Source organism: Streptomyces sp. NPDC041124, from assembly GCF_055592385.1.
Genome location: NZ_JBVIYR010000010.1, coordinates 23,328 through 38,654, shown reverse-complemented (window position 1 = coordinate 38,654; position 15,327 = coordinate 23,328). Strand labels below are relative to the sequence as shown.

Genomic DNA, 15,327 nt, shown 5'->3' with positions numbered 1-15,327 from the left:
CCTGCTGGGACCCATGAGCGCACCTGACGAGACGACCGCACCCGCGGCCCGCACCCGGCCGTACCTCATCGGCGTACGGCACCACAGCCCCGCCCTGGCCCTCGCCGTACCCCGGCTGCTGGACGCCGCGGACGCCGAGGTCGTCTGCGTTGAACTGCCGGCCGACTTCCAGCCGTGGCTGCCGTACCTCTCCGATCCGCGCACCACCGCGCCGGTGGCGCTGACGGGCGCCGCCGACGACGGGCAGTTGCGTTTCTACCCCCTCGCCGACTTCTCACCGGAACTCGCGGCGATCCGCTGGGCCCGGGAGCGAGGTGCGGAGGTGATCTGCTGCGATCTGCCCCTTACGGACCCGGGGTGGACGGCGGGCCCGGTGACGGACGCGGCGTCGGGTGCGGCAACCGGTGCGGACGGGGCGGGAGTCGACGTGGAAGCGCTGTGGGAGCGCACGGTGGAGGCGCTGGCCCCCGGCAGCACCCCGGAGGCCGTGCGCCGGGCCGCTCTCGGCTTCGGCCGGCTCCTGCGCGAGGACGTACGGGACCGGGGCGGGCTCACGGCCGTCGACCTCGCCCGCGAGGCACACATGCGCCGGGTCGTCGCCTCCTTCGGGAAACTCCGGGTGGCCGCGGTGACCGGCGCCTTCCACACGCCCGCCCTGGCCGACGAGGGGGAGCGGGACATCACCGCCGCGCCCGCCGGGGCCCGCGGGCCGGGGCCGGCGGTCGTCACCTCGCTCGTGCCGTACGCCGTCGCCCTGCTGGACCCACGCTCCGGCTACCCGGCCGGCGTCCGTGACCCCCGCTGGCAGCAGGCGGTGCTCGAGGCCGGGGGCGACCCCGCCCGGATACGCGACACCGCCGCCCGTCTCGTCACCGAGGTCTGCCGGGAGATCCGCGCGTCCGGCCACACCGCGGGAACCGGTGAGGCGATCGAGACCCTGCGGCTCGCCTGCGACCTGGGCAGTCTGCGCGGCCTCCCCGCACCGGGCCGCAGTGAACTGCGCGAAGCGGTGACATCCGTACTGGGCCGGGGCGCACCCCTCGACCACGCCCTGGAACCGGTGCTGGTCGGCACCGGGCGGGGCCGGCTTGCCCCCGGCACACCACGGTCCGGACTCGGACCGTGGGTGGAGGCGGAACTCGCCTCCCTGCGGCTGCCCGGGCCGCACAGCCCCGCCCGCCGGGAGCTCCGGCTCTCGCCGCTGCGCTCCTCCCTCGACGCCCGGCGCGAGATCCTGCTTCAGCGGCTCAGGGCGTGCGGAGTGGGCTACGCGGAACCGGCCCCGGTGTCCGCCGCGGGGGACGGGAGCGCGCTCACCACACGCTGGCAGGCCGCCTGGACCCCGGCGGTCGCCGCCCGGCTCGACCTGGTGGGCCTCAGAGGCGTCACCGCCGCTCAGGTGGCCGACGGCACCCTCCGCGAGAACCACCGCCGGGCGTGCGACGCGGGCGGAACCACCGCCGCCCGGGTCATCGGCCTCCTGGGCGCCGCGGCCCGGTGCGCGCTGCCCGCCCTGACCGGCAAGGCCCTCACGGAGGCCGCCCGGGTCCTGCCCGGCGCGGCCACCCTTCCCGAGCTCCTCGAAACCCTCGACCTGTCGGAGTCGATACGCCGGGAACACCTGCCCGGCACCACCCCGCGGACACGCGTCAGGGCGGCCGCGCTCTCCGACACCGTGCTGGAAGCCGCCGTCCGTGCCCTGCCCGGGCTGGCCGGCAGTGACGAGAAGGAGGACGCGGTCGCCGTCGTGACCCTGGCCGTCAGAAGCGGGGAGGACCGTCTCGGCCTGCGCCTGGACAGTGAGCTGTCCGCGCTGTCCCGCACCGGTTCGCCACTCGTGCAGGGAGCGGCCCTCGCCGCCCGGGTGCTGCTCGACCTCGACAGCTCGGACCTGCTGGGCAGCAGGTCGGCCGGCTGGGTCGACTCGGCGACGACACCGGACGGCCGGCACCGGCTGGAGCGCCGGCTGACCGGTCTGCTCGTCGCCGCCGGGCCGCTGGTCGAGTCCGTACCCACGGCCCTCGACCCGCTGCTGGAGCGGATCGAGACGATGAGCGACCGGCACTTCCTGGACCGGCTCCCCGCCCTGCGCGGAGGCTTCCGGGCGCTGACCCCCGAAGGCCGGGGCCGGTTGCTGACGGCGGTGACCGGCCGCCTCGGTGACCGGCCCGACCTCCGGCTCGGCGCGCCCGCCGAACTGGTCGGCCGGTGGGCCGCGGCCGACCACACGGGGTTCGCGCTGCTGAGCGAGACGGGACTGGCGGAGCTGGTGGGTCCCGCGCTCACGGATGCCGTGGGTCCCGGGCGCACGGGTACGGCGGGTTCCGGGCGCATGGCAGCCGCGAGTCCCGGCACATCCGTCGCGGCACCGCCCACGGCGAAGGGGCCGGTGTCCGGCAGCGGCGGCACGGAACGCGGGCCACGGCTCGGCCCCACCGACCGCTGGCGACTGCTGCTCGGCCGTGAGCGGGCCGAACTCGCACCGGAGTTGCTGTCCTACGCCCAGGCGCTCGACGAGCTGTTCGGGCAGGACGGGACGGACGGGCGGGCGGGCGAGGGGGAGTCGGCGGACGGCCGCGCGGAAGAGGCGGGGGAGGGGAGCGGGACCGGCGGCAACGACACGGACGAGCTCACCGGCGGCCAGGGCGGCCCCGGTTACCCGAGCGTCCGGCACTGGGCCGAGCAGCTCGAAGCCCTCTTCGGCCCGGACATCCGGGAGGAGGTCCTGGGACGCGCCGTCGCGAACGGCCGTACGGACGTGATCGCCCACCTCGATCCGGCGTCGGTCCGTCCGTCCGTGGAACTGCTCTCCGCCGTGCTCACCCTCGCCCAGGGCATGCCCGAGCAGCGGATCGCGCATCTCCGTCCGCTGGTCCGACGGCTCATCGAGGAACTCACCCGCGAACTCGCCACCCGGCTGCGCCCCACGCTGACCGGACTCAGCACGCCGCGCCCCACCCGGCGTCCCGGCGGCCGGCTCGATCTGGCCCGTACCCTGCGGGAGAACCTCGTCCACAGTCGCCGGCGGGCGGACGGCAGGGTCGACGTCCTGCCCGTACGACCGGTGTTCAGGACACTCACCGCCCGGCAGAACGACTGGCGGCTGATCCTTGTCGTCGATGTGTCGGGGTCGATGGAGGCCGCGGTGATCTGGTCGGCGCTGACCGCCGCCGTACTGGGCGGCGCGCCCATGCTCTCCACGCACTTCCTCACCTTCAGCACACAGGTCGTCGACCTCACCGACCGGGTGGACGACCCGCTCTCCCTGCTGCTGGAGGTCAAGGTCGGCGGCGGCACCCACATCGCGGCGGGCCTCGCGCACGCCCGCACGCTGGTGAAGGTGCCGAACCGCACGCTGATGGTGGTCGTCAGCGACTTCGAGGAAGGATTCGGGGTCGACGGCCTGCTGACCGAGGTCGAGTCCCTGGTCGGCTCCGGCGTCCAGCTGCTGGGCTGCGCCGCCCTGGACGACGAAGGGGTTCCCCGCTACTCGGTGCCGGTCGCCCGGCAACTCGTCGCCGCCGGGATGCCGGTGGCCGCCCTCAGCCCTCTCTCGCTCGCCCGCTGGGTGGGCGAACGCGTCCGCGGAGCAGCCTGATGAACCCTTCCCTCCCTCTCCCGCCGGCCGCACCGGAGGTGGTCGCCCTCGCGGTGGAGGCCCTGACCACCCGCCTGCGGGGCCGGCTGGACGCGGCCGTCGGGGCCCTGGCCGGCGCGGCGGTCACCGCCGGAGCCGGAACCCTGCGCGTGCGCTGCGGCGAGGACACCTGGGTCACCCTCACCCCCGGCCCGTCCGGCACGCTCACGGAGGCCGGACAGGTCGGCTGCACCTGCCTGTTGGCCCCGCGCTGCCTGCACCGCGCGGCCGTGCTGACGTCCTGCCCGGTCGCCGACGCGGACCACCGCGCCCCGGTACCGGCCCGGCCCACCGATCAGGCGCCGGCCACCGCCCCGGCCGCCGTACCCACCGCCCCGGCCGTCGTACCCACCGGCCCTTCCGCCGAGCAGGTCCGGGCCGCCACCGGGCTGTGGTCGGCGGCCGCGAGCGTACTGTCCGCCGGAACCGGCGGCGCGGGAGCGGTCCTGCGGGCCGAACTGCTCCGCGCCGCCCACACGGCTCGCCTCGCGGGACTCCACCGGGCGGAGGCCGCGGCGCTGGAGGTGGTGCGGCACGTGCGGGACGAGCGCGACCCGCACCGACCGCGCAGCCTCGCCGCGTCGGTCACCGCACTCCGTGAACTCCTCCTCGTCACATACCGGTTGAAGGCATCCGACACCGACCCGGCACTGATCGGCACCGTCCGCCGGCGCCTCCGCCCCGAGAGACCGCTGCGGCTGTACGGCGTCTGCCGTGAACCGGTGATCGGTCCCGACGGCCTCGGCGGGGTGGTCACCCACCTCGTCGACGACGATGGCCACTGGTACACGCTCCCCGACGTCAAGCACGGCGGGCCGGCCCGTGCCCGCCGCGCCGGGAGCGCCCACGTCGCCATCCGGACCTTCCTGAGCGACCACTTCCGGCTCTCCCGCGGCGGCCTCGTCCTCACCGGCGCGGCCGTCGCCCCGGGCGGCCGGCTGCTGCCGGAACCCGGCGTGCGTGCCACCTTCGCCGCCGGACGGCCCTGGACGGTGACCCCGCCGGTGACGCCGGCCGACGGCGAGGGGTTCCCGGCACCCCCCGCGGCCGACTCCGACGGTGCCGGGCACACCGGACCCCTCACCGTCTGCGACATCGAGGTCGTCGGCACGGACGGCGAGGACCTGCTGGCCCGGGTCCTCCCGGAGCGTGACGCCGTGGCCCTCTCCGAGCGTGACGGCGCACTCGTCCGGCTCACCCCCGCCCACCGTCATCCCGGCCTCGCCCACACGGCCAACCTCCGGCGGCTCGGCGCCCGTCCCGGGCTGCGGGTCCGGGTCGCCGGCCGGCTCGAGACGGGCCACCTGTCGACCCTCCGCCCGCTCGCTGTCGCCCCGGTGCCGGGCACGGGGGCGACCCTGCGCCTCCCGCACGACTGGCAGGGACGCGCCGATCTCGGCTACGACCCCCTCCACGACGACCACTTCCCGCCGGACCTGCCCGTTCCGTGCGGTCCCGCCGCCGGTACCGGCGCTCCCGCGGGCGACCCACCGCTCTGGCGCGTGCGCCGGCTGGTCGAACTGGCCGTCGCTGGCGGACGCCGGGCCGCCGCCGAACCCGCACGCGACGACGATCGCCGCGAGCACGTCGCCGCGCTGCACCGCGGCGGTTTCGTCAACGGCGCGCGCCTGGTCGACGCCCTCGGCGCGGTGGCCGCGCACCGTACCCGTGACGCCTTCGGCCGCCTCGACGACGGCGGACCCGACCGGTACGCGGCCCAGTGGCTCGCCACCGCCGTCTACCTCGCCGGTACCGAGGCCGCGCTGCGCCGGGCGAGTTGGCACGGGCACACGGCGCCGGAACCCGACGCCTACTAGGCTGCGCAGGAGCTCGTACGCCTGGCCAGCCGCCCGGGGAAGGAAGCGCCGGACGGGTTCGTTCCGCTCGCGTTGCGTCCCTGTTCGCTGCTGCTCCCGTGTGGGCCGTCGCCATCGCCGTCGTCAGACCGCTGTCCGTGGTCACGCCGGGACGGCACCCCCACCGGGTGTGCGGCTGCCGCGCCGGGGCACGGGCACGGCGGCGGCCGCCGCGGTCATGCTCGCGGTGACGGCGCTCGGCGCCGTCGGGCTGTCCGGCCACGAGTCCCGGTCGGAAACGAGCTCCTCCCCGGCGCCCGCCTGCCGCGACGCTGCGCCCCACCTCGTGGAGCACCTTGTCGGTCACCGCGTCACGTATCCGCATCCCGCATTCGACCGCGTCCTCGACGACGGGACGACGTATCCCGCGACCGGGGGCTGCGTCGGCCGGGCCGGCCCGGGCGGGGGCGGGATGCCGATCGTCATCGATACACCAGCGCACCGATACGCCGGTGTATCGATACGCTCGCGTACCGGTAAGCTGGCGGACCGGCAGACGCCGGACCCACCCCGGAAAAGGAGGAGAGCCGATGACGTCGCAGGACGTGGACCGACCCGCACCGGTCGGCACCGCGCGGCGCTCCAAGATCACGCCGGAGCGCGAGCGGGAGTTCTTCGACGCCGTGCTGGACCAGATCCGGGAACGCGGCTACGACGCCGTGACCATGGAGGGCGTCGCCGCCAGCACGCGGTGCAGCAAGTCGACGCTCTACCGGCAGTGGCGGACCAAACCCCGGTTCGTCGCCGCGGCCCTGCGATCCAGCCGGCAGGCGCGGACCGCCCGTATCGACACCGGCACCCTCGCCGGGGACCTGCGGGAGGCTGCCCGGTGTGCGGCGGAGTGGTCGCCGAAGGACACCGCACTGCTCCAGGCGCTCGGACACGCGGTCACCCGGGACAGGGAACTGGCGCGGGCACTGCGTGAGGCACTGGTCGACCCGGAGCTCGCCGCGCTGGACCGGATCCTGCGGCGCGGGGTCGAACGCGGCGAGGCCGACGCGGAGAACCCGGCGCTGGAGTACGTCCCGGCACAGATTTTCGGCGTGCTGCGGGTCCGGCCCCTGCTGGAGGAGCGCAACGCCGACCCGGACTATCTGGTCCGCTTCGTGGAGGCCGCCGTACTGCCGGCACTCGGCCTCGAATGAGACTCGGGCCGCCGCTCCCGGCACGACCGGACGGCGGCCCGGCCGCGCCGCACCGTGGGGACGGGGGCGGCGCGCAGCCCGGCCGGGTGGGGCACCCTCTTGAGCGGAGGGGTGCTCCACCCGGTCGTGAGACGCCGGGCGTCAGACGTCCTGCCCGTTGCCCCCGCGACCCGAGGCCACCTCGATCCCCTCGGTGATCTCGTCGAGGACGGCCTGCGTCTGGTCGGTGTCGACCCCGAAGCGCACCACGACGATCTGCTTCGCCTGCGCGGGGGAGGGGAAGGCGAGCGACTGGACGAACCCGTCGGAGCCCTTGCTGGTGACCGCCTTCCAGCGGACCAGATAGCCCTTCTGCCCGGCCACGGTCACCGCCTTGGACGCCAGCACGTCGTGCGAGGTGATCTTCCCGTAGGCGTCCCCGCCGTAGCTCTCCTCGGCGTTCTCGGCGATGTCCGCCTTGGCGACCTCCTCGGCGGTGGAGCCGCGGCTGCCCAGCGCCGGCGCGGGCGCCGAGTACGCACCGCCCTTGGTGCAGCTCTTGGAGGTGTTGCCGGGGCAGTCGTAGGAGTCCTTCGACGTGACCGCGGCGCCCACCTGGAGCTCCTGGCCGTACCAGCCGTCGGGGACGGGCAGACTGATGCCGCTCAGCGCGTCCGTCACCGACCCGCTCTCCACCCGCGGCGGCTCGGACGTGTCCGGCCCGGACTCCCCGCCCCCGCCGCCGCCCGGGCCGCCGTCCGGCCCACCGTCCCGGCCGCCGGACGACTGCGAGGTCGCGGCGTCCCCGCCGCCGTCGTCCGTCAGCGCGTACACCCCCGCACCGATGCTCGCCAGGACGGCGACGGCCACCGCGACGGCTATGCCGTTGCGCACCTTGTGGCCCCGTCCGGGCGGCGGCGCGGCGGGATACACCGGGTAGGCGGGATACGCCGGCCCCGCCGCCGTGTCCGGCGCGGGCGGACCCCACGCGGCGGCCGACCCCGTCGGCCGGACCTGCTCCGTCCAGGCCGCGCCGTCCCACCAGCGCTCGGTGGCCGGTCCGTCATTCGTCTGCCCGGGGTCGGGGTACCACCCGGGAGGAGTCACCTGCGTCATGCCCCCACCGTATGAGGCGACGGTGAAAGCCGTATGAGAGAGCCCCACCCCGACGGCCCCGGCACCCGGGGCGCGCCCGAACGGGAGCGCGAGGCCGCACCGGGGGCTGCGCGCCCCGCCAGGCACGGGGAGCCGCGTGCCGCCGCCTGCGGAACCGGGGCTCAGGGTGACCGGTGCCCGGGCCCGGTGGTGCGGTGGCGCGTCGGTGTCCGCCCCCCGGTGGCGCCTGCGCCCCGTCACTTCCCCTGGCCGGGCGCGACCCCCGTCCCGGGGGCCTCATCCCCCCATCCCTTGACGGCTGTTGACCATGAGGACCTGCTGATGGGACATGAGGGGCGTCGACCCGTCGTGATCCTTGTCACCCGTCACGGCAACACCTGTGCCGAGCGGGCACCGCTCGGGCGGACGGAGGACTACGCTCGAGACCTGTACGTCATTCGGGCGACTCGGGGAGGTAGCGGGATGACGGAGGTACGGCCCCCGGCCGCTTCCTCGGCTTCCCTCTGGGAACGTGACGAGGAAGTCGCCGCCCTCACGGAGGCCGTCGACATCCTGTGCGCCGACCGTTCCTCGCCGGGCGGTCTGCTGGTGCTCCGGGGCGAGGCGGGGCTCGGCAAGACCGCGCTGCTGGCGGAGACCCGGCGCATCGCCGAACGGCGCGGCTGCACCGTCTGGTCCGCCCGCGGCGGCGAGACCCTGCGCTCGGTCCCCTTCAACGTCCTGCGCCAACTCCTCCAGCCCGCCCTGGTGTCCATGCTGCCGGAGGAGGCCCGCGAGTACCTCGGCGACTGGTACGACATCGCCGGCCCCGCCCTCGGCATAGCCGACCCCGGCGACCGGCACGCCGACCCGCAGGGAGTGTGCGAGGGACTCGTGGCCGCCGTGCGCCGACTGGCCCGCCGGGACTGGCCGCTGGTGCTGCTGATCGACGACGCCCACTGGGCCGACCAGGAAACCCTGTACTGGCTCGCCGCGTTCGCGCAACGCCTCACCGACCTGTCCGTCCTCGTCGTCGTGGCCCGCCGGCCCGGCGAGATCTCCGGCACCGGCGCCCGGTACCTGGACGCCGTCGCCGCGGCGGCCGGCCGCCCCGTCACCACCCTCAGCGCCCTCACCCCCGACGCCGCGGCCGGACTGACCCGGGCCACCCTCGGCGAGAGTGCCGACGCCGCGTTCTGCCGCGAGGTGTGGGCCGTCACCGCCGGCAACCCTTACGAGACCGTGGAGCTCCTCGCCAAGGTCCAGGACAGCGAACTCGAACCCGTCGAGGCACACGCCGGCGCACTGCGCGACCTCAACCGCTCGGCCCGCGGCGGCGGCCTCGTCGCCCGTCTGGAAGAACTCGGCATCGACGCCACCCGGTTCGCCTGGGCCGCCGCCATCCTCGGTACCGGCATCACCGTCGACCTGGTCGCCGAACTCGCCACCCTCGGCCCCGACGACGCCGCCCGCTGCGCCGAACGCCTGCGCACCGCCCGCATACTCACCGCCCCCGACCCGGCCGCCACGCACAGCACCGGACCCGGCGACCTCGAGTTCGTCCACCCCCTCATCGCCACCGCCGTCTACAACTCCATCCCCGACGCCCTGCGCCGCGCCATGCACGGCATCGCCGCCCGGATCGTCACCGACTCCGGACGCGGCGCCGCGGCGGCCGCCCGCCACCTCCTCGAAGTGCACCCGGACGACGACGAGGAACTCGTCTGGCAACTGCGCGAGGCCGCCCGCGAACACCTCGCCGTCGGCGCCCCGGACGCCGCCCGCCGCTGCCTGGAACGCGCGCTGGAGGAACCACCCCGCCCCGAGGTCCACGCGCACGTCCTGTACGAACTGGGCAGCGCCACCTTCCTCACCGCGCCCGCCCGCACCATCGGCCATCTGCGCACCGCGCTCGGCATGCCCGGCCTCGACGGCAGCCGCCGCGTCGACGCCGTCATCCGCCTCTCCCAGGCCCTGCTGCACAACGACCAGATGGAGGAGGCCGTCCGCACGGTCGAGGCGGAAGCCGCCCGGCTCGAACCCGGTCCCGCCCGCATGCGGCTCCAGGCGGTGCGGTTCATGTGGGAGGGCATCCACGCCGGCGAGACCCCCACCCCCGGCCGCTCCGAGCGCCTCGCCCGGCTCGCCGCCACCTGCACGGGCCGCGACAACTCCGAACGGGCGCTGCTGATCCTGCGTGGCTTCGACGCGATGATGCGCGGCGAGAACGCCGAGGAGGTCGTCGAGGTCTGCGACCGAGCCCTCGTCAACGGCCGCCTCGCGCCAGGGCTCGGCTGGACCGACACCGAGTGGGGTGTCGAACTCCTGCTGATGCTGGCGACCTCCTACGCCTACACCGACCGTCTCGACCGCGCCGAGAGCCTCTACAGCGAGGCCCTGCACGCCTACGACACGGCAGGCTGGAGCGGCGGCCACCTGGTCCTGGCGCACGCCTACGTCGGTCTCGCGCACCGCAGGCGGGGCCGGCTGGAAGAGGCGGAGGCCTCCCTGCGGGAATCCCTGCGCCACGCCGAGCGCGTCGGCCGCGGACTCCCCCTCTACTGGACGGCCACCTGCAACCTCGTCGACACCCTGCTCGCCCGCGGTCACGTCGACGAGGCCTGGGCGATGGCCGAACGGCACGGCTTCACCCCGCCCTACCCGTCCACCATCGTGCTGCCCGACCCGCGCTCGGTACGCGGGCGGCTGCTGCTCGCCGCCGGACACACCAAGGAAGGCATCAACGAACTGGAGGCGGCGGAGAAGGCGGCGGCCGTCCGCGGACACCACCACCCCGTGCACGTCTTCGCCGCATCCGACCTCGCCCGCGCCCTCGCCACCGAGGATCCCGCCCGCGCCGCCCGGCTCGCCGTCGACGTCCGCCGGCACGCCGAACGCCTCGGCACGGACACCGCCATAGGCGAGGCGCTGCGACTCGCCGCCGCACTCGAGACCGGCCAGCGCGCGGTCCGCCTCGCCGCTCAGGCGGTCACCTACCTGGAGGCCTCGCCCTGCCAGTACGAACACGCCGTGGCCCGCGTCGAGTACGGCATCCTCGCCCGCTCCGTGCCCGACCTCGAACGCGGCCTGGCCCTGGCCCGCTCCTGCGGTGCGGACGGCCTGGCGGAGCGGGCCAGGACCGAACTGGCGGCGGAGTGACCTGAGTCGAGCCCGGGCGTGGGTGGATGTCCTGCGAGAGCACCGCCCGGACGGGTAGGAGGCTCTTCTGGCCCGGAGCGTTCCGGACCTTGGGTCAGAACGGTGGGTCTTCGCTGTAGCCGCGGCCTGTCCGGTTGCCGTCCCGGGAAGCGCGTGCGGCTCTCAGGCGGGCATAGTGCTCGCGGGCTGCGATGTCGGACGCGTTCTCCCATCCGCAGGTGCCGTGACCCCATGCCTTCAGCGCGTCCAGGACGCGGTCGCGATGGCGCCGGTGAGTACTGGTGGCCAGGAGACGCCGTGCGTGGCCGGCCAGATCAGCCTGGTGCTGGGCGAGAAGGGGGTGCTCTGTGAGGGGAATGGCAGCGATCAGAGCGGCATGGCGCACGTCCGCGTCGTCATGGCCGAGGAGTGCTTCAACAGCGGAGAAGATCGCCGGCCGTGCGTCCCTGAACGCACGCATCGCCGTGGACTCCTCGGGACATCCCTTCCCGTACTGGCGTTCGTCCATGGCAACGCACTCGTCGTCGGCGTCGTAGGCGGTGTCGCCGAGCCAGCCGAGGAGCCGCACGAGGGTCGGGTGGGTCGGGGGTGCCGTGGCGTCGTGGCTGGAGTCGCCTGCCGTGATGGCCGGGTGGTCGAGGATCGCCGCGACGAAGAGCGCCACGGGCACGGTGGCCTCGTAGATGCTGTTCTGGTGAGTTACGGGGCCCAGCGCGTCCTGGAGTGCGGACTCCCTGATGTCCGGGTCCGAGCTGGTCAGGAGTGACAGCGCCGCCGGCAGGGATTCACCCGTGCCGCAGGCTGTGGCGAGCGATGCCCAGTCCGTGCTGTCCAGCAGTGTCTGGCAGGGAGTGAGTTCGGCGGGGCGAGGCTGCTCGGCCTGTCTGCGGCTGCGGGTCACAGGCTGAGGCTAGCCGGTTGCGGACCCGTGCGCCGTGGCGTGACTCAGGGCGCCTGCGCGTACACCACCCACACCTGGCCGCGCGCGAAGTTCAGCGGCTCGCCGGATTCGGTGGTGAACGACGTGCCGTCCTCGGCGGCCGGCCGCTTCCAGTCCGCCTCCCAGGCGCGCCCGTCGCGCAGCACGGTGGCCTCCCCGGAGCCCACCGTCTCGGTGTACGGGGTGTTGTTGCCGAGGAAGTCGCGGAAGCCGGACGGGCGCACGGTCACGTACTGCACGACGACCGTCGCGGGTGCCAGCCGTTCGCCCTCCGCGGTGAGTGCCGGGGAGCCGTCCATCGACACCAGCCAGCGGTCCTGGGCGCCGGACCAGGTGAAGGTGAAGCGGGCCGCCGGATAGCGCACCGTGAGGTCGTCGCGGGGCTCGCCGTCCGCGGGGGCGGGGCCGAAGCGGAAGCCGGTGGTCAGGGCGGTGTCGCCGGGTGGGTCGTCCATGAGCCGCTGCGGACGCAGATACAGGTTGTGGGGCGCGGTCCTGCCGGGGTCCCGGGTGTAGGCCTCGGGTTCCGACTCGGGTGTCACCGTCTCCAGTGGCGCCTGCTCGATCAGCGGCTCCAGTTTGCTCTGCGCACCGGAGAAGGCCAGCAGCGGCCGGTCGAACTGGCGCAGCAGCTCCAGGTCCGACTCCCGGGCACTGCGCACCGGTCCGACGGACTCCGGCAGTTCGGTGGCGTACACGGCGATCAGCCTGCTGCTGCCGCCCTCGACCTGCTCGGTGTACACCACGTCGGCGCTGTCCAGGCCGGTCTGCGGCCGGGCGGCGGGGGCGTTGTCGATCTTCACCGCGAGCGGTGGCGGGCTGTCCTGCTCCCCGGGCTGTGCGGTCGATTCGCGGGTCGTTCCCCGTCCGTCGTCGCGTGGGTTGTCCGACGTCGTGCAGCTCGCGGCCAGGCCGGCCGTCAGCACGGCGGTGAGCAGCATCCCCGCCGCCGTACCGCGTCGTCGGCGTGCTCCTCGTACCGTGCCCACCGTCGTCACCGCGCCCGCCTCATGTCATCCGCTGTCTCGATTGTGCGCTTTACCGATTGTCTCTGGCCAGCGCGGAGCGGACGCGGACCCGCGCGGCGGCCTCCGCCGATCGGCCCAGCACACCCCGGGTTCGGCGGAGGTCAGTCGGGTACCCGGACGCCCACCGCACGAGCGACGGACCGGCCACGACGGAGGGAGCGGGCGGCCATGAGGGCACTGACCTGGCAGGGAAAGCGGGACGTACGGGTGGAGACCGTGCCCGACCCACGGATCGAGGAGCCGACGGACGCGATCATCCGCGTCACCTCCAGCGGACTGTGCGGATCCGATCTGCACCTGTACGAGGTACTGACCCCGTTCATGACACCGGGAGACATCCTCGGGCACGAACCGATGGGAATCGTGGAGGAGGTCGGCGCGGCCGTACCGGACCTCCAGGCCGGAGACCGGGTCGTGGTCCCCTTCCAGATCGCCTGCGGCAACTGCTGGATGTGCCTGACCGGACTCCCCACCCAGTGCGAGACCACTCAGGTCAGCGCCGAGGGCATGGGCGCTGCGCTGTTCGGCTACACCCGGCTGTACGGCGCGGTCCCGGGCGCCCAGGCCGAGTACCTGCGCGTCCCGCAGGCCCAGTACGGACCGATCAAGGTCCCCGAGGGGCCCTCCGACGACCGGTTCCTCTACCTCTCCGACGTCCTGCCCACCGCCTGGCAGGCGGTCGCCTACGCCGGTGTCCCGAAGGGCGGCAGCGTCGCCGTGCTCGGGCTCGGCCCCATCGGCGACATGGCCTGCCGGATCGCCCGGGTCCAGGGTGCCGGACGGGTGTTCGGCGTGGACCTGGTCCCGGAGCGGCTGCGCCGGGCCAAGGAGCGGGGCGTGGAGACCTTCGACCTGCGCTCCTTCGACGACGAGAAGGAACTCGTCGCCGCGATCCGCGACCAGACCGACGGCCGCGGACCCGACGCCGTGATCGACGCGGTGGGCACCGAGGCGCACGGCAGCGCGGCGGCCCGCATGGTGCAGAACGCCTCGGCCCTGCTGCCCCGCAAACTGAGCGGGCCGATGGCGGAACGCTTCAGCGTCGACCGGCTCGCCGCGCTCTACACGGCCATCGATCTGGTGCGCCGCGGCGGCACCATCTCGATCAGCGGCGTCTACGGCGGCATGGCCGACCCGATGCCCCTGCTCACCCTGTTCGACAAGCAGATCCAGATGCGCATGGGCCAGGCGAACGTACGCCGCTGGAGCGACGAGATCATCCCCTACCTCACCGACGAGGATCCCCTCGGCGTCGACGACTTCGCCACCCACCACCTTCCGCTGAGCGAGGCACCGCACGCCTACGAGATGTTCCAGAAGAAGCAGGACGGCGCGGTCAAGGTGGTGCTGAAGCCCTGACCCGGCCGCGGCCCCCGACCCGGCCGCGGCCCTGACTCAGGGGCCGCCGAGGATCTCGGCGAGGTCGTAGCGGACCGGCTCCTCCAGCTGCGCGAAGGTGCAGCTCTCGGGAGTCCGGTCCGGGCGCCAGCGACGGAAGCGGGCGGTGTGCCGGAAGCGCCGCCCGTTCTCCATGTGGTCGTAGGCCACCTCGGCCACCAGCTCGGGCCTCAGCGGCACCCAGGACAGGTCCTTCTTCCCCGTCCAGCGGCTCGGCGCGCCGGGCAGCCGCGCCGTCTCGTGCGCCGCCTCCTCCGCCCAGGCCGCCCACGGATGGCCCGCCACCTCGTCCATCCTGAGCGGTGCCAGCTCCTCGATCAGCTCCGCGCGCCGCTTCATGGAGAAGGCGGCGGACACGCCCACGTGCTGGAGCGCACCCCTCTCGTCGTACAGGCCCAGCAGCAGCGAACCCACCACCGGGCCGCTCTTGTGGAGCCGGTACCCGGCGACCACCGCGTCCGCCGTGCGCTCGTGCTTGATCTTGAACATGGCTCGCTCGTCCTGCCGGTAACGCGAGTCCAGCGGTTTGGCGATCACCCCGTCCAGACCTGCCCCCTCGTACTGCTCGAACCACCCGCGCGCCACTTCGACGTCCCGCGTCGCCGGGGCCACGTGCACGGGCGGGGTGACCCCCTCCAGCGCCCGCACCAGCAGCTCCCGCCGGTCCGACAGCGGCACGTCCAGCAGCGACTCGTCCCCCAGCGCCAGCACGTCGAAGGCCACGAGGGAGGCCGGGGTCCGCTCGGCGAGCGTCCGCACCCGCGAGTCCGCCGGATGGATCCGCTCGGTGAGCGCGTCGAAGTCCAGATGCCCCTCCCGCGCGACGACGATCTCCCCGTCCATCACGCACCGCTTCGGCAACCGCTCCCGCACCGCCGCCACCACCTCGGGAAAGTACCTGGTCAGCGGCTTGCCGGTACGGCTGCCGAGCTCGACCTCGTCCCCGTCGCGGAACACGATGGCCCGGAACCCGTCCCACTTGGCCTCGTACTGCATGTCCGGCGGGATCCTCGCCACCGACTTGGCGAGCATCGGCTTCACGGGCGGCATGACGGGAAGATCCATGCTCCGATTCTGCGCGCACACGCCC

At 74.4% G+C, this 15,327-nt stretch carries 9 protein-coding genes; 5 read left to right on the top strand and 4 right to left on the bottom strand.

The window, feature by feature from the left end:
- Positions 1 to 13 precede the first annotated feature (13 nt).
- The 3 genes from ACZ6A9_RS25370 to ACZ6A9_RS25360 all read left to right on the top strand — a co-directional run bounded on the left by ACZ6A9_RS25370 (position 14) and on the right by ACZ6A9_RS25360 (position 6,638).
- On the top strand, positions 14 to 3,598 hold the full coding sequence (locus ACZ6A9_RS25370; protein WP_468989411.1) for a DUF5682 family protein: 3,585 nt from the start codon (positions 14 to 16) through the stop codon (positions 3,596 to 3,598).
- Entirely contained in the window at positions 3,598 to 5,454 is a 1,857-nt protein-coding gene (locus ACZ6A9_RS25365) for a hypothetical protein (protein ID WP_468989409.1), read from the top strand. Before ACZ6A9_RS25370 ends, ACZ6A9_RS25365 begins: the two co-directional genes overlap by 1 nt.
- A 569-nt stretch (positions 5,455 to 6,023) precedes the next feature.
- The gene (locus tag ACZ6A9_RS25360; protein WP_468989406.1) at positions 6,024 to 6,638 is read left to right on the top strand and encodes a TetR/AcrR family transcriptional regulator; all 615 of its coding nucleotides are present in this window, start codon (positions 6,024 to 6,026) and stop codon (positions 6,636 to 6,638) included.
- A 141-nt stretch (positions 6,639 to 6,779) separates the two neighbouring features.
- Here the strand turns inward: ACZ6A9_RS25360 and ACZ6A9_RS25355 are convergent, their stop codons facing one another.
- Positions 6,780 to 7,733, bottom strand: coding sequence for a DUF2510 domain-containing protein (locus ACZ6A9_RS25355; RefSeq protein WP_468989403.1), 954 nt, complete (start codon positions 7,731 to 7,733; stop codon positions 6,780 to 6,782).
- Positions 7,734 to 8,195: 462 nt separating this feature from the next.
- On the opposite strand from ACZ6A9_RS25355, the gene ACZ6A9_RS25350 reads away from it, so the two are divergent.
- A complete protein-coding gene (locus ACZ6A9_RS25350) occupies positions 8,196 to 10,871 on the top strand; it encodes an ATP-binding protein (protein ID WP_468989401.1) in 2,676 nt (891 codons plus the stop codon).
- A gap of 94 nt (positions 10,872 to 10,965) precedes the next feature.
- Here ACZ6A9_RS25350 and ACZ6A9_RS25345 read toward each other — a convergent pair whose 3' ends face one another.
- Both ACZ6A9_RS25345 and ACZ6A9_RS25340 read right to left on the bottom strand, forming a co-directional pair.
- The gene (locus ACZ6A9_RS25345) at positions 10,966 to 11,772 is read right to left on the bottom strand and encodes a hypothetical protein (RefSeq protein ID WP_468989398.1); all 807 of its coding nucleotides are present in this window, start codon (positions 11,770 to 11,772) and stop codon (positions 10,966 to 10,968) included.
- A gap of 44 nt (positions 11,773 to 11,816) precedes the next feature.
- Positions 11,817 to 12,752, bottom strand: coding sequence for a DUF3048 domain-containing protein (locus ACZ6A9_RS25340; RefSeq protein ID WP_468989395.1), 936 nt, complete (start codon positions 12,750 to 12,752; stop codon positions 11,817 to 11,819).
- 255 nt (positions 12,753 to 13,007) lie between these two features.
- On the opposite strand from ACZ6A9_RS25340, the gene ACZ6A9_RS25335 reads away from it, so the two are divergent.
- Positions 13,008 to 14,198 carry a zinc-dependent alcohol dehydrogenase gene (locus ACZ6A9_RS25335; protein ID WP_468989393.1) on the top strand — a complete coding sequence of 397 codons (1,191 nt, stop codon included), beginning with the start codon at positions 13,008 to 13,010 and terminating at the stop codon, positions 14,196 to 14,198.
- Positions 14,199 to 14,234: 36 nt separating this feature from the next.
- Here the strand turns inward: ACZ6A9_RS25335 and ACZ6A9_RS25330 are convergent, their stop codons facing one another.
- The gene (locus ACZ6A9_RS25330) at positions 14,235 to 15,302 is read right to left on the bottom strand and encodes an ATP-dependent DNA ligase (protein WP_468989390.1); all 1,068 of its coding nucleotides are present in this window, start codon (positions 15,300 to 15,302) and stop codon (positions 14,235 to 14,237) included.
- Positions 15,303 to 15,327: the final 25 nt, after the last annotated feature.